The following is a 17,297-nucleotide window of genomic DNA, read 5'->3' on the forward strand; positions in this document are numbered from 1 at the left end:
GGAAGGAAGTAAAGCCCTTCGACAAGCTCAGGGCGAACGGTTGTTTTTGTACCGAGCCCCCGACAACATCATGACCATCCCATCCCGCCGCACCTTCGCGATCATTTCCCACCCTGACGCGGGTAAGACCACGCTGACGGAGAAGCTGCTGCTGGAAGGCGGCGCCATCCATCTGGCCGGTGAGGTCAAGGCGCGCGGGGCGAACCGGCGGGCGCGGTCGGACTGGATGAAGATCGAGCAGCAGCGCGGCATTTCCGTGACCAGCTCGGTCATGACGTTCGAACGCGACGGCATCACCTTCAACCTGCTCGACACGCCGGGGCACGAGGATTTTTCGGAAGATACCTATCGCACGCTGACGGCGGTGGATTCGGCGGTCATGGTGATCGATGCGGCCAAGGGTATCGAACCGCAGACGCGCAAGCTGTTCGAAGTGTGCCGGTTGCGCAACGTGCCGATCATCACTTTCGTCAACAAGGTGGACCGCGAAGGGCGCGATACCTTCGCCCTGCTGGACGAAGTGGCGGACGCGCTGGCGCTGGACGTGTGCCCGATGAGCTGGCCGGTCGGCATGGGCGGTGAGTTTGAGGGGATTTACGACTTCGCCAAGAACCGGCTGCGGCAGCCCAGCGGGCCGAGCAAGGAGTTTGAGGGCAAGCAGGTGTTCGTCGAGGGGATCGATGATGATGCGCTGGCCGAACATATTTCCGCGCGGGGCCTCGAAAAGCTGCGCGAGGAAGCGGAGTTGGCGGTTGGCGGCTATGCGGACTTCGATCTGGCGGCCTATCGCCACGGGGATCTGACGCCGGTCTATTTCGGATCGGCGCTCAAGCTGTTCGGCGTCACCGAACTGATCGATGCGCTTGCCGCCCATGCGCCGCCGCCGCGTGCGCAGCCCGCCGAACCGGCGCCGGTCGAGCCGGAAAATAGCGAAGTCACCGGATTCATTTTCAAGGTTCAGGCGAACATGGACCCGCAGCATCGGGATCGCATCGCCTTCATGCGGCTCTGTTCGGGCAAGTTCCGGCGCGGCATGAAGCTGACGCCGAGCGGGTCGGGCAAGCCGATCGCGGTGCACTCGCCGATCCTGTTCTTTGCGCAGGACCGCGAGATTGCGGATGAGGCTTTTCCCGGCGACATTATCGGCATTCCCAACCATGGGACGTTGCGGGTCGGCGATACGCTGAGCGAGAAGGCGGGGGTGCGCTTTACGGGGCTGCCGAACTTTGCACCGGAAATATTGCGGCGCGTGGCGCTGAAGGATCCGACCAAGACGAAGCAGTTGAGGAAGGCGCTGGACGATCTGTCCGAAGAAGGCGTGATCCAGGTTTTCTATCCCGAGATCGGCAGCAGCTGGGTCGTCGGCGTGGTTGGGCAGTTGCAGCTGGACGTGCTGATTTCGCGGTTGGAAGCCGAGTATAAGGTAGCGGCGGGGCTGGAGGCATCTCCCTTCGATACGGCGCGCTGGATTTCCGGTGATGAGGCGGCGGTGAAGGACTTGGCATCGTTCAACGTGGCGAACATGGCGAAGGACCGCGACGGCAACCTCGTCTTCATGGCGAAGAGCGCGTGGGATGTGGGTTATCAGCAGGAGCGGCATCCCAAGGTGAAGTTCAGCGCGACCAAGGAACGCTGAAGCTTCGGCGGGCGTGGGATGAGCGCCATCCTCTACAGTTTCCGGCGCTGCCCCTATGCCATGCGGGCGCGGATGGCGCTGATCATCAGCGGGCAGCAGGTGGAGTTGCGCGAGGTCGTCTTGCGCGACAAGCCTGCGTCGATGCTGGCGCTGTCACCCAAGGGGACGGTGCCGGTGCTGGCGTTACCCGGCGGCGACGTGATTGACGAGAGCCTGGATATCATGCGCTGGGCGCTTCGCCTGGATGATCCGGAGGGTTGGCTCGACGGGGATGACGCGGCGCTGATCGCCGCCAATGACGAGCCGTTCAAGCAACATCTCAACCGCTACAAATATGCGACGCGCCATGGGTCGGACCCGCTGGAACATCGCGCTGCCGGGATGGCATGGCTGGGCGAACTGGAAACGCGGCTGGAGAGAAGCGCTTTCCTGTGTGGCGAGCGCAGGATGCTGGCCGACATCGCGATCTTTCCGTTTGTGCGGCAGTTTGCGGCGGCTGATCAGGCGTGGTTTGACGCACAGCCCGTGCCGCGTGTGCAGGCATGGTTGCGCGCTTTGATCGGGTCGGAATTGTTTGACCGCGCCATGACCCGCAGAGCCGCATGGCAACCGGGTGACGCGGCGGTCTTTCTTTAGCGGCGCAGCAGGAAGACAGCGTGCTCGGCGAACAGGTTGGCGTTCGCGTGGGTGGTTTCCTTGTCGCCCTTCAGGAACCATTGGCCATCAATGGTCCAGCCGCGATCCTTCACCAGCGCGCGGAAATCATCGACGGTGACATGGTGGATGTTGAGCGTGTCGTACCAGGTGTCGGGCAACAGGCGCGTCACCGGCATGCGCCCACCCCACATCAGCGACAGCCGTCCGCGCCAATGCGCGAAATTGGGGAAGGAGACGAACGCCTGACGGCCGATACGCAGCAGCTCCTCCACGACCAGATCCGGGCGGCGGGTGGTCTGTAGCGTCTGGCTGAGGATCGCATAGTCGAAGCTGGCGTCGGGATAATAGGCAAGGTCGGTGTCGGCGTCGCCCTGCACGACCGACAGGCCCCGGCCGACGGCGGCGGCGACATTGCCCGCGTCCAGTTCCAGCCCGCGCGCGTCCACCTGTTTCGTGTCGCGCAGCGCGGCCATGAGCGCGCCGTCGCCGCAGCCGACGTCCAGCACGCGCGCGCCCGGCGTTACGGTGCGGGCGATCAGGGCGAGGTCCGGCCGAAGCGTCTCGCTCACGCGCGGCCGCCCTTGAGGAAGCCATCGACGACGCGGTTCAATTCCGGGCATTCCAGCAGGAACGCGTCATGGCCGAAGGGGCTGGATAGCTCAACGAAGCTGGCGTGCGCGCCGCTGGCATTGAGGGCGTGAACGATGATGCGGGACTCCGCCGTGGGGTAGAGCCAGTCCGTGTCGAAGCTTACCAGGCAGAAGCGTGCCTTTGATGGGGCGAATGCCTTGGCGAGGCTGCCGCCATGATCCTCCGCAATGTCATAATAGTCCATGGCGCGAGTGATATAGAGATAGGAGTTGGCGTCGAACCGCTCGACGAAACTCAAGCCCTGATGGCGCAGATAGCTTTCCACCTGAAAGTCGGCGTCGAAGCCGAAGGTCTTGGCATCGCGCCCTTGCAGGCGGCGGCCGAATTTCTCGGTTAGGCCCGCTTCGGACAGATAGGTGATGTGCGCGGCCATGCGGGCAACGGCAAGGCCGGCGCTCGGCACCTGGGCGTCGGCATAATAGTCGCCGCCGCGCCAGTTGGGATCGGCCATGATCGCTTGCCGCCCGACTTCGTGGAACGCGATGTTCTGGGCGCTGTGCCGGGCGGTCGAGGCGATGACGATGCAGCTTTCGACGCGATCCGGAAAGATGGTTGGCCAGCTAAGCGCCTGCATGCCGCCCATGGAGCCGCCGATGACGGCAGAGAGGCGATCGACGCCCAGATGGTTAAGCAGCAGCGCTTGGGCGCGCACCATGTCGGCGATGGTCAGCACCGGGAAGCGCATCGCATAGGGCGCATTGCTCGATGGATCGACGCTGGCGGGGCCGCTGGAACCCATGCAGCTGCCGATGACGTTGGCGCAGACGATGAAATGGCGCGCAGGGTCGATGGGTTTTCCCTCGCCCACCATGCGCCACCACCAGCCGGGCTTACCAGTGACGGGGTGGTCAGACGCCACATATTGGTCGCCGGTCAGCGCGTGGCAGATGAGGATGACGTTCGACTTGTCTGCGTTCATCCGCCCATAGGTTTCATAGGCGATGTCGACGGGCGCCAAGGCCGCGCCGCTGTCCAGCCGCAGGGGGCCGGACAGGCGGACCTGGCGGCGGAGGCCGAAACGGCTGTCGTCGGTGAAGGGGGCGCTGGCCATGGTCAGAGCGGGCTAGGACCGTGGAGGGGTGCTGTCAATCGGCGGGGGATGGGCTAGGACGAGGACATGAGCCAGACCCGCATTCCGATCGTCATCTATGGCCCCCTGTCCTCCTATCTGGAAGAGCAGTTGAAGGCCCGATTCATCGTGCATGAGTTGGCGGCGGCTGCCGATCCGGACGCGCTGCCCGAGGCGGTGCAGGAGGCGCGGGCGCTGGTGTCGTTCGGGGCGGTCGGCGCTTCTGCCGCGATCATGGATGCGCTGCCCCGGCTGGAGATGATCGGGCTGTTTTCGGTTGGCTATGACAAGGTCGATGTCGCGCATGCCAAGGCGAAGGGCATCAAGGTCAGCAACACGCCGGATGTCCTGACCGACGACGTGGCCGATCTGGCGGTAGGCCTGCTTTACGCGGCCGTTCGCAATATCGCTGCCAACGATCGGATGGTGCGGTCTGGCGGTTGGGCGCGGGGTGGCACGGCGCCGTTGAGCGGCAGCGTAACGGGGCGCAGGATCGGGATATTGGGACTGGGCCGGATCGGGCGGGCGATAGCGCGGCGGCTGGAGCCGGTGGCAAGCGAGATCATTTATCATAACCGCAGACCTGCACCGGATGCCCCCTATCGCTATGTGGCCGACCGCATCGCCTTCGCGCGAGAGAGCGAGGCGATGATCGTCGCGACATCGGGCGGGCCGGAAGCGCACGGGCTAGTCGATGCGGCGATGCTGGAGGCGCTGGGGCCGCAGGGCGTGCTGATCAACATCAGCCGGGGGAGCGTCATCGATGAGGCCGCGCTGGTCGCGGCGCTGGCGGAAGGTCGGGTCGGTGGTGCCGGGCTGGACGTGTTCGCGCAGGAGCCGCACGTGCCCGAGACTTTGTTCGCCATGGATAATGTCGTGCTGCAACCGCATCAGGGTAGCGCCACGGTGAACACGCGCAAGGCGATGGCCGACCTGGTGCTCGCCAATCTGGACGCGTGGGCGGCGGGCAAGCCGCTGGTGACGCCGGTCATCTAGCAGCGCTTTGCCTTTGCCGCCGATGGCGCTAAAGCCCGGCCATGACGAAACCTGCTCCCAAGGAATGGATTCTGGGCATTTCGCCCTATGTGCCGGGTAAGGCAGCGGCCGATGATGGACGCCCGCTGATCAAGCTCAGCGCGAATGAAAACCCGCTGGGCACCGGCGCGGCCGCGCGGGCGGCGCTGATCGCGGCGACGGCGGACCTTGCGACCTACCCCGATCCGGGCGCGGCGAAGATGCGCGAGGCGATTGCGGCGGTGCATGGCCTTGATCCCGCTCGGGTGATCTACGGCACTGGGTCCGACGAGTTGCTGCACATTGCGGCGAGCGCCTATGCCGGACCTGGCGACGAGATACTTTACGTCCATTATGGTTTTTCGGTTTACGACATCGCCGCGCGGCGGGTCGGCGCGACCCCGGTGATCGCGCCGGACAAGGATTATGCGACCGACGTGGACGCATTGCTCGCCTGCGTGACGGAAAAGACCAAGGTCGTTTTCCTGGCCAATCCCAACAATCCGACGGGCACCATGACGCCGCGCGAGGATATTGCGCGGCTGCACGCGGCGCTGCGGCCGGACATTTTGTTCGTGCTGGATCAGGCCTATGCCGAATATCTGGACGCAGATGAGGATGATGACGGGCTGGAGCTGGCCAAGAATGCGGCCAATGTGCTGGTGACCCGCACCTTCTCCAAAATCTACGGCCTCGCCGCCGAGCGGATTGGCTGGGGCTATGCCAGCGCGGAGATCATCGACGCGCTGCATCGCATTCGTGCGCCGTTCAATGTCACCACAGCCGGACAGGCGGCGGCGATCGCGGCGGTGAAGGATCAGGCGTGGGTGGATGCCAGCCGGGCGCACAATCGCACATGGCGGGCCTGGCTGACCGATGAGGTTGCTTCGCTGTCCAACCATGGGCTGCGGGCGGTGCCGAGCAAGGCCAATTTCCTGCTGATCCTGTTCAACGGCAAGCTGACCGCCGAGGCGGCGATGAAGGGGCTGTGGGACGAAGGCTTTGCGACGCGCTGGCTGCCCGGCCAGGGGCTGCCCAATGGCCTGCGCATCACCATCGGCACCGAAGAACAGGTGCGCGCGGTCGCGGCGAAGCTGCGGGCGATGGCGGAGGCGGCCTGAACCATGCTGCCTTTCTCCCGCGTCACCATCATCGGCCTTGGCCTGATCGGCTCATCGCTCGCGCGGGCGATCCGCGAATATATGCCCACCGTTCGGGTGACGGGGCATGACGCCGATCCAAATGTGCGGCAGATCGCGCGGGCGATCGACCTGTGCGACGATGTGACCGACACGGCCGGTGCCAGCGTGACCGACGCCGACCTGGTCGTGCTGTGCGTGCCGGTACGGGCCATGGGCGCGGCGGCGGCGGAGATTGCGGACGATCTGCCCGCCGATGCGATCGTGAGCGATGTGGGATCATGCAAGGCCGATGTGCTGGCGCAGCTGAACGCGGCCCTGCCCGGACGGGCCATCATCCCCGCGCATCCGGTCGCCGGGACAGAGAATAGCGGGCCTGAGGCGGGTTTCGCCAGCTTGTTCCAAGGCCGCTGGTGCATCATCACGCCGCCTGCCGGAGCCGATCCGGCTGCGGTCGAGCGCATTTCCGAGCTATGGCATCGCGTCGGCGCGGACGTCGAGACGATGGACCCGCAGCATCATGACCTGGTGCTGGCCGTGACGAGCCATCTGCCGCACCTTATCGCCTACACCATCGTCGGCACGGCGAGCGATCTGGAGGATGTGACCCAGTCCGAGGTCATCAAATATTCCGCTGGCGGTTTTCGCGATTTCACCCGCATTGCGGCGTCCGATCCCACCATGTGGCGCGACGTGTTCCTGGCGAACAAGGACGCTGTGCTGGAAATGCTACAGCGTTTCTCCGAGGACCTGTCCGCTTTGCAGCGGGCGATCCGGTGGAATGACGGGGACACATTGTTCAACCTGTTCACCAAGACGCGGGCCATCCGCCGGTCGATCATCGAACAGGGGCAGGACGATCCCAAGCCCGACTTCGGGCGGCGTCACTAGGACCGATCTTCTTACACGGAAGCATCGGCATTAAGGCGGATTTTCCGTCACCCCGGACTTGATCCGGGGTCCCACTGCCTCGGCAGCGTCAGAAAAGAAGCGGGACCCCGGATCAAGTCCGGGGTGACGATCACTCAAATATGATCATGCTCTAAGGCTTCGCGCCTTTTATCCGGGATCACTCGACCGCGTTTGGGTTGAGCTTGTCAAAGGCATGCGCGGGATTCAGCGCGTTGATCGCGGCATGGACGCGGATTTCGGCGTCTCGGCGGTCCAGGCCGGTCGGGATCACTTCCCCGACCTTGTAGGTGATGACGCCCGCGCGCTTCAGGAATTTGCCGCGCGGGGAAAGGCGCCCGCTGTCGATCGCGATCGGAACGACGGGCAAAGCGAGGAGGGAATAAAGGCCCGCGAAACCCGCCCGCAACGGCGGCGCCTCGCCATGAGGGACGCGCGTACCTTCTGGAAAGAGGCAAACGGCGCGGCCCTGATCGGTTGCGGCGCGGGCGGCGGCTCGCAGGGTCCGCAGGGCGCTGGCCCCAGCGGTGCGCTCGACCGGGATAAGGCCGTACAGCCGACCGATACGGCCCCACAAAGGAATGTCGAGCAGTTCGCGCTTCGCCGCGATGACCGGGCGATCGAAGATGCAGAGCAGGTCGATGGTTTCGAACATCGACTCATGCTTGACGATATAGAGATAGCTGCCGTGCGGCAGGTCGCCTTCGATCCGCACCTTTTGCCCGAGAATCCAGCGCGCGCAGAGGCGGTGGAAGCGGCCCCAGGCCGTCGCGACGACCGGAACCCCCGCAGGCCATGGCCATGCCACAGCCAGAGCGGCGAGAACCAGCAGCAAGGAGCCGCTGTAGAATATCAGCATGAAGACGAGCGAGCGCAGGGCGGTGATCATAAGGCCGTTCTTCAAATCCCGACGAGCGCGGCGGCGCGGCGGAGGAGATATTTATTATATTCGCGCATCAGCATCCTGAGGCTCGGCCTGCTGGGCACGGCGTCATAGACGATCGTCAGATTGCCGGGCACCGCCTGCCGCAGTTCAAGCGCGGCGCGGCGCATGTGCCAGTCCGTTGTGATGAGGCGGACGGTGCGGAAGTCCCTGCGCTCCAGCCAATGGGCGGTTTCGATGGCGTTGGAGCGGGTGTCGATCGCTTCGCGGCCCAAGGTTATGCAGCAGGAAAACAGGCGTTCGGGCCTTTCATATTGCGCTGCCAGTTCCGCCGGGCGGACGGAGCGATCGACGCCGGAGATCAGCATTCGCTTCGCCGCACCCTCTTCAAGCAGGGCAAGGCCACGGTCGATCCGGCCCGCGCCGCCCGTCAGCACGACGATGGCGTCTGTCGGGCGGCCATCGAGCGGCTGGGGCAGGAAGATCGCGAACCAAGCGAAACCCAGCATCCAGGCGAGCAATGTCACCGCGAAGAGGCGGACGATCATAGCAACCGCCCCAGGGACCGCAGGACGGTCCACCGCGCGGCCAGCGTCGAGAGCAGGACGCCGCCTATGGGCAGGGTGGCAAGGATCAGCCAACTGCTCCACGGCAGGCTGATCGCCGCCAGCAGATCAGACCCTGTCGCCGCGAGCCGGGTGCCCAGCAGGATGATGACCAGCAACGCGGTGACGAAGCCCAGCAGGCCGCCGAACAGCGCGTCGAGGCCGATGCGCCGCTGAAATAGCCGGGCGATCTGCACATCGGTGGCGCCCATCAGGTGGAGCACGTCGATCGTGCCGCGATGGCTGTCATGCGCGGCGCGCGCGGCAAGCACGACGATGGCGGCGGTGGCGAGCGCCATCAGCAGAACGATGCCAGCGGCGAGGCCACCTAGCGCGGCAAGCAGGCTGCCGAGCGGCTGGAGGAAGGCGGCGTGGGGTTCGACGCGGATGTTCGGGGACAGGGTCGCGAAGACGCGGCCCAGCCGCTGCACCTTGGCTGCCGTCGCGCCGGGGGTTAGTTCGACATCGATCAGCGCCGGGATGGGCAGGTCGCCGCTTGCCGCATCCTGGCCGAGCCACGGGCGGATCTGGTCGGCGAGGGTCGCCGGATCGACCGGATGGACGGCGCGCACGTCAGCGGATTTGCGCAGCAGGCGGGCTGCCGCGCCGCTCAGTGCCTCGCGCCGGTCGGCATTCGCCTCCACAATCTGGACCGTGGCGCGTCCGGCAAGGTCCGCGCCGACGGATTGCACAGCCGCCGCGAGGCCGAGGCCAGAGGCTGCGGCAAGGACGGTCAGGAACATCATGATCGCGATAACCCAAGGCATGGGTCCGGCGACGCGGCCTTCGGGCAGAAGCCGGTGACGGGCGGCGGCGGCGGCGCGGCGGTCTGCGCCCGTCATGACGCTGCCGCGCCCTGCGGCCGGGGCGGGTAGCGCAGTGATCCCGTGGGATCGGACAGCCGACCCTTGTCCAGCCGCATCATCTGCGCGCCTTCGACCTGACCGATCAACGGCAGGTCGTGGGTCGCGACGACGATGGTGGTGCCGAGGCGGTTGAGCGCTTCGAACAGGGTGAGCAGACGGCGGGCCATGTCGGCATCGACGTTGCCGGTGGGTTCATCCGCGACAAGGATTTCGGGCCGGGCGATGACGGCGCGCGCGATGGCGACGCGCTGCTGCTCTCCGCCCGAGAGTGTCGCCGGGCGCGCCTGCCCCCGGTCACCAAGGCCGACCCAATTGAGCATCTCCGAGACCGAAGCGTCGATCTCGCTTTCCTCCATGCCCGCGACCCGCAGCGGCAGGGCGATATTGTCATAGGCGGACAGGTGCGCGACCAGCCGAAAGTCCTGAAAAACGACGCCGATGCGGCGGCGAAAGCCCGGCAGGCGCTTGCGGGGGAGTGTCACCACATCCTCTCCGAACAATCGGATGACGCCGCGACTGGGGCGCTGGGCCAGGTAAAGGAGCTTCAGCAGCGACGTCTTGCCCGCGCCCGACGCGCCGGTCAGGAAATAGAAGCCGCCGCCATGCAGCGAGAAGCTGACGTCGGACAGCGTCTCGCTATCCAGACCATAGCGCAGGCCGACATTTTCGAACTGGACGATCGCCGACATGCTTTAATGAATGCGCCTGCGCGCTCCCTGCTTCCCCTTGGATACAGCCATGGCACAGCGGGCAGGCAGGCGTAAAGCGCCAAGCGCCATCATCCACCGAGTCGCGGCATCTTCGGCCTCCCCATTCAATGCCGCTTGCCCTCGAGTCCAAGCCATGGCTATGAAGCGTCATGATCCTGGTGTGTCCCAATTGCGCCACGCGCTATATTGTGCCGGACAGCGCCGTCGGCCCCGATGGCCGCCAGGTTCGCTGCGCCTCCTGCAAACATAGCTGGTTCCAGGAAGGTGCGGCTCTGCCGGTCAGGGAAAAGGCCGTGGAGATGGCGGAAGCGCCCGTCGCCGCCGAAGCGCGCCCTGCCCCACCGCCGCCTGTTGCCTCTGCTCCGCCTCCTCCTGCTGCGCCTGTCGAGGCTCCGGCGGAGCCCGCTCGGGTAGTAGAAGCGGTAGCTGCGCCGATACCCGAGCCAGTGGCAGTCGCGCCGAGCATGTCAGCAGCGCAAACCGATAATAGCGTTGATGACATTTACGGTCGGCACCGCGAGGAACCTGCGGAAAGCTACGCCGCGCCGGTCAGGCCGCGCCGCAATCGCCTGAAGCTGTGGACCTATGCGGCAGTGCTTTTCTGCCTTGCGGTTGGCGGCATTGGGGGCGCGCTCTGGTATTTCGGCACGCCAAGCTGGGCGGTCAATCTGGGCTTTGTTTCGGAAGAGGGCGATCCGGACCTGCTATTCTACCTGTCCAAGCCCGCTGAGCGGCGCAAGCTGCCGACCGGGGAGGAATATTTCGCCTTTGGCGCGCGGATCGTGAACAGCGGGAAGCAGACCTTGCCGGTGCCGCCGGTGCTGGTGCAGTTGCGTGATCAGCAGAACCGGCTGGTGTTCAGCTGGACGACGAAGGCGGATCGCACGAACCTGAAACCAGGCGAGGAAGCGTCGATCAACGAAAGCCGGATCGACATTCCGAAAAATGCCGAGAATTTGTCGCTGACCTTCGTTCAGTAAACGGCCAGCCTCGATCAGTCCATTTTCGTTCGGACTGAGCCTGTCGAAGCCCCTTCTTTTTCAAGAAGGTAAGCCCTTCGACAAGCTCAGGGCGAACGGTCATTGTGGGGCGGATGGTTTCACGGATAGCTCACCGTTTTGGGCCGCCCCTTCGGGATCGGGATGAATTCCTGATCATCGCCGGGGATCAACGGGAAGCGCATTGCCTCCCAATCCTCGCGCGCCTGATAGAGGCGATCGGTCGAGGAGGAGACGAAATTCCACCACACATGGCGAGGCGTCTTGAACGCCTCGCCCCCGCAATACATCACCCGGCCGCCATCGACGCTCATCAATGTGGCGCGGGTGCCGGGACGCAGGACGTAGAGCGTCTGGGGCAGCAACGCGACGCCATCGAGCGCCGCGTCTCCGCCAGCGACATAGATGGCGCGTTCATCCGCATCGGTGTCGATCGGCACGGTCCCGCCGGGTGACAGTTGAATGTCGGCATAGATGGTGTCGGCATAGGTGGTGACCGGCGACGTCGCGCCCCACAGGCTGCCCATGATGACGCGCGCGCTGGCCCGGCCGCAGTCGATGACAGGCAAGCCGCCCTCGCTGACATGTTCGAAGGCTGGCGCCATTTCCTCGATGCCATCGGGCAGGGCGAGCCATGTCTGAATGGCCGAGATTTTGGACTCGCGCACGCGGTCACCGTCTGGGGAGCGTTCAGAATGGACGATGCCGCTGCCTGCGGTCATCAGATTGACCGCGCCCGGCTCGATCAGTTGCTCGGTGCCGAGCGAGTCCCGGTGCACGAAGGCGCCCTCGAACATATAGGTGACCGTCGAGAGATTGATGTGCGGGTGCGGGCGCACGTCGATGCCTTGGCCCGCGCCGATCTTGGCGGGTCCGGCCTGATCGAAGAAGATGAAGGGGCCGACCATCGTCCGGCCCGGCGCGGGCAGTGAACGATGGACGCGGAAGTCGCCCAGATCATGGGTGGTCGGGCTAACGGTCTGGATGACGAGGTCGTCTAACGTCATGAGCTTTCCCCTGATCAGGCTTCGCCGGGCGCACGGGCCTTGATCGCCAGCGCGTGAACCTTGTCGCGCAGCAGATCGGCGAGCGCCGCGTTGACCAGCCGCTGGCGGGCCACGCGGTTCTTGGCCGCGAACTCGGCCGAGACGATCTCCACCGTAAAATGGCTTTCGCCCGATCCGTCATGTCCCGCATGACCGCGATGCTTCTCGCTGTCGTCGATCACGGCGAGATGCTCTGGCGACAGGGCGGCGCGCAGCCGCTGTTCGATTTCCGTGGCCACCGGGCCTTTCAGTTGGGTGCTCATCGCCCCTATATAGGCCCTTTGTTTCATCATGCATCAGGGCAATCTTGTCTACCGACCCGTACTCGACCCGCCGTTTCAATCGCTTCCATGGCCGCGTGGAAAGTGACCGCCCCTGCGCGGTCGATGGGTGCGCCGAGCCCGGAGAGTTTCGCGCTCCGCCGCTGGAGGGCGCGTCACCCAATCAGGAAGGCCCGCGCTGGCGCTGGCTGTGCCTCGATCATGTGCGCGAGTTCAATCAGGGCTATAATTTCTTCACCGGCATGAGCCCCGACGAAATCGCCGCTGCCCAACGACCCTTTGCGGGGTGGGAGCGGGAGACGCGCGCCTTTTCGTCTAACGCCACCAGCCCGCCGCCCAAATGGTCCGACTTCCAGGACCCGCTCGACGCGATCGGCGCCAAGTTCAAGGAGCGGGTGGCAAAAGCACGAGCCGACGCGCAGATGCGCGAGGACGGCAAATTCCTGTCCAAGGAAGATCGCAAGGCGCTGTCTGTCATGGGCCTGTCCATCGATGCGGATCGCAAGGCGTTGCGACAGCGTTATACCGAGCTGCTGCGGCGCTATCATCCCGATCATAACGGAGGCGACCGTAGCCACGAAAGCGCATTGCAGGGCGTGATCGAGGCCTATGGGCTGCTGCGCAAGGCGGCTGCCTTCGCGTGAATGGGCAGGCCGCGCCGGATGGATTGGCCACTCGACACCGGCCTTCGCCATGGGTTACGGCGGAGGAGAGCGAATAGAAAGAAGAGCAATGACCGACATTCCCAACGTCCAGCCCGATACCCGATCAGAGACGCTGCTGGCTGCGCCCGACCGTGAGGTGGATGCGCGGGAAGTGTTCGGCATTGACGTCGATCTGAAAATCCCGGCCTTTTCCGAAGCGGACGAGCGGGTGCCGGATCTCGACCCCGCTTATGTGTTCGACCCGGATACCACGCTCGCAATTCTGGCGGGTTTTGCCTATAACCGGCGCGTCATGGTGCAGGGCTATCATGGCACCGGCAAGTCGAGCCATATTGAGCAGGTTGCGGCGCGGCTGCGCTGGCCCTGCATCCGCATCAACCTGGACGCGCATATCAGCCGTATCGACCTGGTCGGCCGCGACGCCATCGTGCTGCGGGATGGACAGCAGGTTACCGAGTTCCGTGAAGGGCTGCTGCCCTGGGCGTTGCAGCGGCCGGTGGCGCTGGTGTTCGACGAATATGACGCAGGGCGCCCCGATGTCATGTTCGTGATCCAGCGCGTGCTGGAAACGGACGGCAAGATGACGCTGCTCGACCAGAACCGCGTGATCCGGCCCAATCCGCATTTCCGTCTGTTCGCCACGGCCAATACCGTGGGTCTGGGCGACACGACCGGCCTCTATCATGGCACACAGCAGATCAACCAGGGCCAGATGGACCGGTGGAATCTGGTGGTGACGCTCAATTACCTGCCCGCCGCGACTGAAGCGCAAATCGTCCTCGCCAAGTCGGGGGAGTACGACCATGAAGGCGGCCGCAAGGAAGTCGAGAATATGATCAAGGTGGCGGAATTGACCCGCCAAGGCTTCATCAATGGTGATATCTCCACCGTGATGAGCCCCCGCACCGTGATCAGCTGGGCGCAAAATGCGTTGATCTTCAAGAATATCGGCTTTGCCTTCCGCCTGTCCTTCCTCAACAAATGCGATGAGGCGGAACGGCCGCTGGTGGCCGAATATTATCAGCGCGTGTTCGGCAAGGACCTGCCCGAAAGCGTCGCCCACCGGGCGGCCTGACGCAATGATAGTCGTAGAGCGCATCGCGCCGGATGGCAGCGCGCACCGGGTCAACATCCGGGGCCATGAGCTGATCGTCGATATGACGCCGCCTGACGGGCATGATGCCGGACCTGATCCGCATGACTTGTATGATTCGGCATTGGGTGCGTGCAAGGCAATGACGATGCTGTGGTATGCGCAGCGCAAGGGCATCCCGGTCGAGGGCATCCATGTCGGCGTCATCCGTGATGCGAGTGAGGAACGGGACGGCATCTACCGGCTGACCACGCGCATCGCGCTCAGCGGGCCGTTGTCGCAGGAGCAGCATGACACGCTGATCGGCGTCGCCGCGCGCTGCCCGGTTCACAAGCTGATGAGTGAAGTCGAGACGCGGATTGAGACGATCGCCGTGCCGCCAGTTGGCGAGGGTGAACGGCCGTGACGGAAACCAGCGCCCTGGTCGCTGATCAGCGCCGCCTGCCGTTGGAGCGCGCGTTCAACCTGCGTGACTTTGGTGGCTATGCGACGGCGGATGGGCGTGTGGTTCGTCGGGGCGCGCTTTTTCGGTCTGGAACGATGGCGTTGCTGAGCGATGCGGACGCCGCGCATCTGCGGTCGCTCGGCATCCGGGCGATCTGCGATTTCCGCAGGGGCAATGAGCGCAGCGCCGAACCCACGATCTGGCACGGGGCGGAGGTCGATTATTTCTGCCGCGATTATAGCGAGAGCAGCGGCGTTCTGGGCGATATGCTGAAGCGGAAGGATGCGACCGCGCAGGACATGCGTGACGCGATGATCGCGCTGTATCGCGCCATTCCGGCGGACCACGCCGCATCCTATCGGGCGATGTTCGCGCAAATTGCTGCCGGACGCCTGCCGATCATTATCAACTGTTCAGCTGGCAAGGACCGCACCGGCGTTGGCGCGGCGCTGATCCTGGCGGCTTTGGGCGTGCCGCGTGAGACGATCCTCGAGGATTATCTGCTGACCAAAGAGCATGCCGATTGGAATTGGCTGCTGACCCAGCGCAACTCGCTGGTTGCGCGGGCATGGTCGACGCGCGCGGAGGCATTGGAACCCGTGCTGACCGTGGATGTGGCTTATCTGGACAGTCTGTTTGCAGAGCTGGACGCGACCCATGGCGGGATTGAGGGCTATCTGGCCGGATCGCTTGGTATTGACGAGGCTGCGCGCCGGACCTTGCGCGAAAGGCTGCTCGACTGATGGCGGAGCGGTCGCCTCTGGATGCTTTCAAGGACGTGCTGTCGGGCGCGGCCCGATCGATCGCCCGCGATGCGGAGGTGGAGGTGGGCTTCACCGCCGACGCGCCGCACATGGCGGGCAAGGCGATCAAGGTGCCGACTCCGGGCCGGAACCTGCCGCCCGATCAGGTGGCGCTCGCTCGCGGGTTCGCTGACGCGAATGCGCTGCGCCTGCGTCACCATAATCTGCGCATGCATACGGCCGCTGCGCCAGCCGACGCGACCGCGCGCGCGGTCTATGACGCGGTCGAGCAGGCGCGGGTGGAGGCGATTGGATCGCGGGCGATGGAAGGGGTGCGTGAAAACCTCAACCATGCGCTGGACTTGCGGCTGAAGTCGGACCCGCTGCGCCGCGCGCGATCCGCCGATGAAGTGCCGCTTTCGACTGCGCTGGCGTTGAAGGTGCGCGAGCGATTGACGGGCCAGCCCGTCCCCAAGGATGCCATCACCGGGATGGCGATGGTCGATGCGTGGATCGAGGAGAAGGCGGGCGCCGATCTCGATGCGTTGGGCCTCGCCATCGACGATCAGCGCGCCTTTCAGAAGCTGGCGCAGGCGATGCTCGAACATCTGCAACTCGTTGAAAGCGATATGCCGCCTCAAACCGAGGAGGAGGAGCCGCAGGACGAAGGCGAGGACGAAGAGGAACAGCAGCAAGAAGGCGACTCCGGCGAGGAGGAGGCTGGCGACAGCGACATGAACGCCGAGGCGCGCGCCGAGGATCAGGGCGGCGACACCGAGGAAGGCGAAACCGAATATAGCGACGATTTCGACGCCGACAGCGATGAAGGCGCCGACGACATGGGCGATGAGGGCATGATGCCCGTCCGCCCCAACCGGCCGATGTCCGACTTGCCACCCGGTTTCGACTATAAGCCCTATACGGTCGCGCATGACGAGGTGGTGACCGCTGAGGACCTGTGCGACGAGGATGAGCTGAACCGCCTGCGCGGCTTCCTCGACCAGCAGCTCGTCAGCTTGCAGGGCGCGGTGACGAAACTCGCCAACCGGCTGCAACGGCGGTTGATGGCGCAGCAGTCGCGGTCATGGGACTTCGATCAGGAGGAAGGGATGCTCGATGCCGCGCGGCTGGCGCGGATCGTCATCGATCCCACCCGGTCGCTTTCCTACAAGATCGAGCGGGATACCGAGTTTCGCGATACGGTGGTCACGCTGCTGATCGACAATAGCGGTTCGATGCGCGGGCGGCCGATCAGCATCGCGGCGATCAGCGCCGACATCATGGCGCGCACGCTGGAGCGCTGTGGCGTCAAGACGGAGATATTGGGCTTCACGACGCGCGCCTGGAAGGGTGGGCAGAGCCGGGAAGCCTGGCTGGCCGCCGGACGGCCACCGATGCCGGGGCGTCTCAACGACCTGCGGCACATCATCTACAAAAAGGCGGACGAGCCGTGGCGTCGGGCGCGGCGGAATCTGGGCCTGATGATGCGCGAGGGGCTGCTGAAGGAGAATATCGACGGCGAGGCGCTGCTTTGGGCGCATCAGCGTCTGATTGCGCGCAATGAGGAACGCCGTATCCTGATGGTGATTTCCGACGGTGCTCCGGTCGATGACTCCACCCTGTCGGTGAACAGCGGCACCTATCTGGAGCGCCATCTGCGTCAGGTGATCGAGTGGATCGAGAACCGGTCGCCCGTGCAGCTGGTGGCGATCGGCATCGGTCATGACGTCACCCGCTATTATCGGCGGGCCGTCACCATCATGGATGCCGAACAACTCGGTGGGACGATGGTGGAGCAGCTGGCCGGGCTGTTCGACGAAGATTAGGCCGAGACTGTCCCGGCTTGGCCATCTGAGCCCGGCCTTCCCTTGAAAAGAAGATCGACGA

The 17,297-nt window shown here is 64.8% G+C and carries 19 protein-coding genes; 11 read left to right on the forward strand and 8 right to left on the reverse strand.

Going from position 1 to position 17,297, the window contains the following annotated elements; all coding sequences use genetic code 11:
• Positions 1-70 precede the first annotated feature (70 nt).
• Together ACYU81_RS06975 and ACYU81_RS06980 are read left to right on the forward strand one after the other, a co-directional pair.
• Positions 71-1,636, forward strand: coding sequence for a peptide chain release factor 3 (locus ACYU81_RS06975; RefSeq protein WP_449474445.1), 1,566 nt, complete (start codon positions 71-73; stop codon positions 1,634-1,636).
• An 18-nt stretch (positions 1,637-1,654) separates the two neighbouring features.
• Entirely contained in the window at positions 1,655-2,272 is a 618-nt protein-coding gene (locus ACYU81_RS06980; RefSeq protein ID WP_460986990.1) for a glutathione S-transferase, read from the forward strand.
• On the opposite strand, the gene metW is transcribed toward ACYU81_RS06980, so the two are convergent.
• Entirely contained in the window at positions 2,269-2,862 is a 594-nt protein-coding gene (metW, locus tag ACYU81_RS06985) for a methionine biosynthesis protein MetW (protein WP_196224833.1), read from the reverse strand. The two genes, ACYU81_RS06980 and metW, sit on opposite strands and share 4 nt — an antisense overlap.
• Positions 2,859-3,995 carry a homoserine O-acetyltransferase MetX gene (metX, locus tag ACYU81_RS06990; RefSeq protein WP_460986991.1) on the reverse strand — a complete coding sequence of 379 codons (1,137 nt, stop codon included), beginning with the start codon at positions 3,993-3,995 and terminating at the stop codon, positions 2,859-2,861. The genes metW and metX overlap by 4 nt, the downstream gene beginning before the upstream one ends.
• 66 nt (positions 3,996-4,061) lie before the next feature.
• Between metX and ACYU81_RS06995 the strand changes: the two genes are divergently transcribed.
• Genes ACYU81_RS06995 through ACYU81_RS07005 form a run of 3 tightly spaced genes read left to right on the forward strand, consistent with a single transcriptional unit; the run spans position 4,062 to position 7,057 of the window.
• The gene (locus tag ACYU81_RS06995; RefSeq protein ID WP_460986992.1) at positions 4,062-5,009 is read left to right on the forward strand and encodes a 2-hydroxyacid dehydrogenase; all 948 of its coding nucleotides are present in this window, start codon (positions 4,062-4,064) and stop codon (positions 5,007-5,009) included.
• Positions 5,010-5,050: 41 nt separating this feature from the next.
• Positions 5,051-6,148, forward strand: a complete 1,098-nt coding sequence (gene hisC / locus ACYU81_RS07000) for a histidinol-phosphate transaminase (protein WP_460986993.1) — start codon at positions 5,051-5,053, stop codon at positions 6,146-6,148.
• 3 nt (positions 6,149-6,151) lie between these two features.
• The gene (locus ACYU81_RS07005; protein WP_460986994.1) at positions 6,152-7,057 is read left to right on the forward strand and encodes a prephenate/arogenate dehydrogenase family protein; all 906 of its coding nucleotides are present in this window, start codon (positions 6,152-6,154) and stop codon (positions 7,055-7,057) included.
• A gap of 178 nt (positions 7,058-7,235) precedes the next feature.
• Here the strand turns inward: ACYU81_RS07005 and ACYU81_RS07010 are convergent, their stop codons facing one another.
• The 4 genes from ACYU81_RS07010 to ftsE are packed head-to-tail and all read right to left on the reverse strand — an operon-like array spanning position 7,236 to position 10,118.
• Positions 7,236-7,964: a lysophospholipid acyltransferase family protein gene (locus tag ACYU81_RS07010; protein ID WP_460986995.1), complete on the reverse strand. Its 729-nt coding sequence runs from the start codon at positions 7,962-7,964 to the stop codon at positions 7,236-7,238.
• An 11-nt stretch (positions 7,965-7,975) separates the two neighbouring features.
• Positions 7,976-8,506, reverse strand: coding sequence for a YdcF family protein (locus ACYU81_RS07015; protein ID WP_460986996.1), 531 nt, complete (start codon positions 8,504-8,506; stop codon positions 7,976-7,978).
• Positions 8,503-9,405, reverse strand: coding sequence for a cell division protein FtsX (locus ACYU81_RS07020; protein ID WP_460986997.1), 903 nt, complete (start codon positions 9,403-9,405; stop codon positions 8,503-8,505). Before ACYU81_RS07020 ends, ACYU81_RS07015 begins: the two co-directional genes overlap by 4 nt.
• The gene (gene ftsE / locus ACYU81_RS07025; RefSeq protein WP_196224841.1) at positions 9,402-10,118 is read right to left on the reverse strand and encodes a cell division ATP-binding protein FtsE; all 717 of its coding nucleotides are present in this window, start codon (positions 10,116-10,118) and stop codon (positions 9,402-9,404) included. The genes ACYU81_RS07020 and ftsE overlap by 4 nt, the downstream gene beginning before the upstream one ends.
• 170 nt (positions 10,119-10,288) lie before the next feature.
• Between ftsE and ACYU81_RS07030 the strand changes: the two genes are divergently transcribed.
• Complete coding sequence (locus tag ACYU81_RS07030; protein ID WP_460986998.1) at positions 10,289-11,119, forward strand: MJ0042-type zinc finger domain-containing protein; 831 nt, start codon at positions 10,289-10,291, stop codon at positions 11,117-11,119.
• 119 nt (positions 11,120-11,238) lie between these two features.
• On the opposite strand, the gene ACYU81_RS07035 is transcribed toward ACYU81_RS07030, so the two are convergent.
• Together ACYU81_RS07035 and ACYU81_RS07040 are read right to left on the reverse strand one after the other, a co-directional pair.
• Complete coding sequence (locus ACYU81_RS07035; protein WP_460986999.1) at positions 11,239-12,144, reverse strand: pirin family protein; 906 nt, start codon at positions 12,142-12,144, stop codon at positions 11,239-11,241.
• Between the two features lie 14 nt (positions 12,145-12,158).
• On the reverse strand, positions 12,159-12,446 hold the full coding sequence (locus tag ACYU81_RS07040; RefSeq protein ID WP_449474457.1) for a BolA family protein: 288 nt from the start codon (positions 12,444-12,446) through the stop codon (positions 12,159-12,161).
• 44 nt (positions 12,447-12,490) lie between these two features.
• Between ACYU81_RS07040 and ACYU81_RS07045 the strand changes: the two genes are divergently transcribed.
• The 5 genes from ACYU81_RS07045 (at position 12,491) to cobT (ending at position 17,236) form a co-directional block, all read left to right on the forward strand.
• Positions 12,491-13,108, forward strand: a complete 618-nt coding sequence (locus ACYU81_RS07045; protein ID WP_460987000.1) for a DnaJ domain-containing protein — start codon at positions 12,491-12,493, stop codon at positions 13,106-13,108.
• Positions 13,109-13,196: 88 nt separating this feature from the next.
• Positions 13,197-14,204 (forward strand): cobaltochelatase subunit CobS, encoded by a 1,008-nt coding sequence (cobS, locus tag ACYU81_RS07050; RefSeq protein ID WP_449474459.1) that lies wholly within the window; start codon positions 13,197-13,199, stop codon positions 14,202-14,204.
• A 4-nt stretch (positions 14,205-14,208) separates the two neighbouring features.
• Positions 14,209-14,628: an OsmC family protein gene (locus ACYU81_RS07055; RefSeq protein ID WP_460987001.1), complete on the forward strand. Its 420-nt coding sequence runs from the start codon at positions 14,209-14,211 to the stop codon at positions 14,626-14,628.
• On the forward strand, positions 14,625-15,410 hold the full coding sequence (locus ACYU81_RS07060) for a tyrosine-protein phosphatase (protein WP_460987002.1): 786 nt from the start codon (positions 14,625-14,627) through the stop codon (positions 15,408-15,410). Before ACYU81_RS07055 ends, ACYU81_RS07060 begins: the two co-directional genes overlap by 4 nt.
• Complete coding sequence (cobT, locus tag ACYU81_RS07065) at positions 15,410-17,236, forward strand: cobaltochelatase subunit CobT (protein WP_460987003.1); 1,827 nt, start codon at positions 15,410-15,412, stop codon at positions 17,234-17,236. The genes ACYU81_RS07060 and cobT overlap by 1 nt, the downstream gene beginning before the upstream one ends.
• Positions 17,237-17,297: the final 61 nt, after the last annotated feature.

Source organism: Sphingobium sp. TomTYG75 (genome assembly GCF_054771635.1).

Bases quoted from the DNA above. Each gene is read 5' to 3' on its own strand.
- ACYU81_RS06980 (WP_460986990.1), top strand. From the start codon at position 1,655: ATGAGCGCCATCCTCTACAGTTTCCGGCGCTGCCCCTATGCCATGCGG.
- hisC (WP_460986993.1), top strand. From the start codon at position 5,051: ATGACGAAACCTGCTCCCAAGGAATGGATTCTGGGCATTTCGCCCTAT.
- ACYU81_RS06995 (WP_460986992.1), top strand. From the start codon at position 4,062: ATGAGCCAGACCCGCATTCCGATCGTCATCTATGGCCCCCTGTCCTCC.
- ACYU81_RS07015 (WP_460986996.1), bottom strand. From the start codon at position 8,506: ATGATCGTCCGCCTCTTCGCGGTGACATTGCTCGCCTGGATGCTGGGT.
- ACYU81_RS07035 (WP_460986999.1), bottom strand. From the start codon at position 12,144: ATGACGTTAGACGACCTCGTCATCCAGACCGTTAGCCCGACCACCCAT.
- ACYU81_RS07010 (WP_460986995.1), bottom strand. From the start codon at position 7,964: ATGATCACCGCCCTGCGCTCGCTCGTCTTCATGCTGATATTCTACAGC.
- cobS (WP_449474459.1), top strand. From the start codon at position 13,197: ATGACCGACATTCCCAACGTCCAGCCCGATACCCGATCAGAGACGCTG.
- ACYU81_RS07020 (WP_460986997.1), bottom strand. From the start codon at position 9,405: ATGACGGGCGCAGACCGCCGCGCCGCCGCCGCCGCCCGTCACCGGCTT.
- ftsE (WP_196224841.1), bottom strand. From the start codon at position 10,118: ATGTCGGCGATCGTCCAGTTCGAAAATGTCGGCCTGCGCTATGGTCTG.
- ACYU81_RS07055 (WP_460987001.1), top strand. From the start codon at position 14,209: ATGATAGTCGTAGAGCGCATCGCGCCGGATGGCAGCGCGCACCGGGTC.
- ACYU81_RS07005 (WP_460986994.1), top strand. From the start codon at position 6,152: ATGCTGCCTTTCTCCCGCGTCACCATCATCGGCCTTGGCCTGATCGGC.
- ACYU81_RS07030 (WP_460986998.1), top strand. From the start codon at position 10,289: ATGATCCTGGTGTGTCCCAATTGCGCCACGCGCTATATTGTGCCGGAC.
- ACYU81_RS07040 (WP_449474457.1), bottom strand. From the start codon at position 12,446: ATGAGCACCCAACTGAAAGGCCCGGTGGCCACGGAAATCGAACAGCGG.
- metX (WP_460986991.1), bottom strand. From the start codon at position 3,995: ATGGCCAGCGCCCCCTTCACCGACGACAGCCGTTTCGGCCTCCGCCGC.
- ACYU81_RS06975 (WP_449474445.1), top strand. From the start codon at position 71: ATGACCATCCCATCCCGCCGCACCTTCGCGATCATTTCCCACCCTGAC.
- cobT (WP_460987003.1), top strand. From the start codon at position 15,410: ATGGCGGAGCGGTCGCCTCTGGATGCTTTCAAGGACGTGCTGTCGGGC.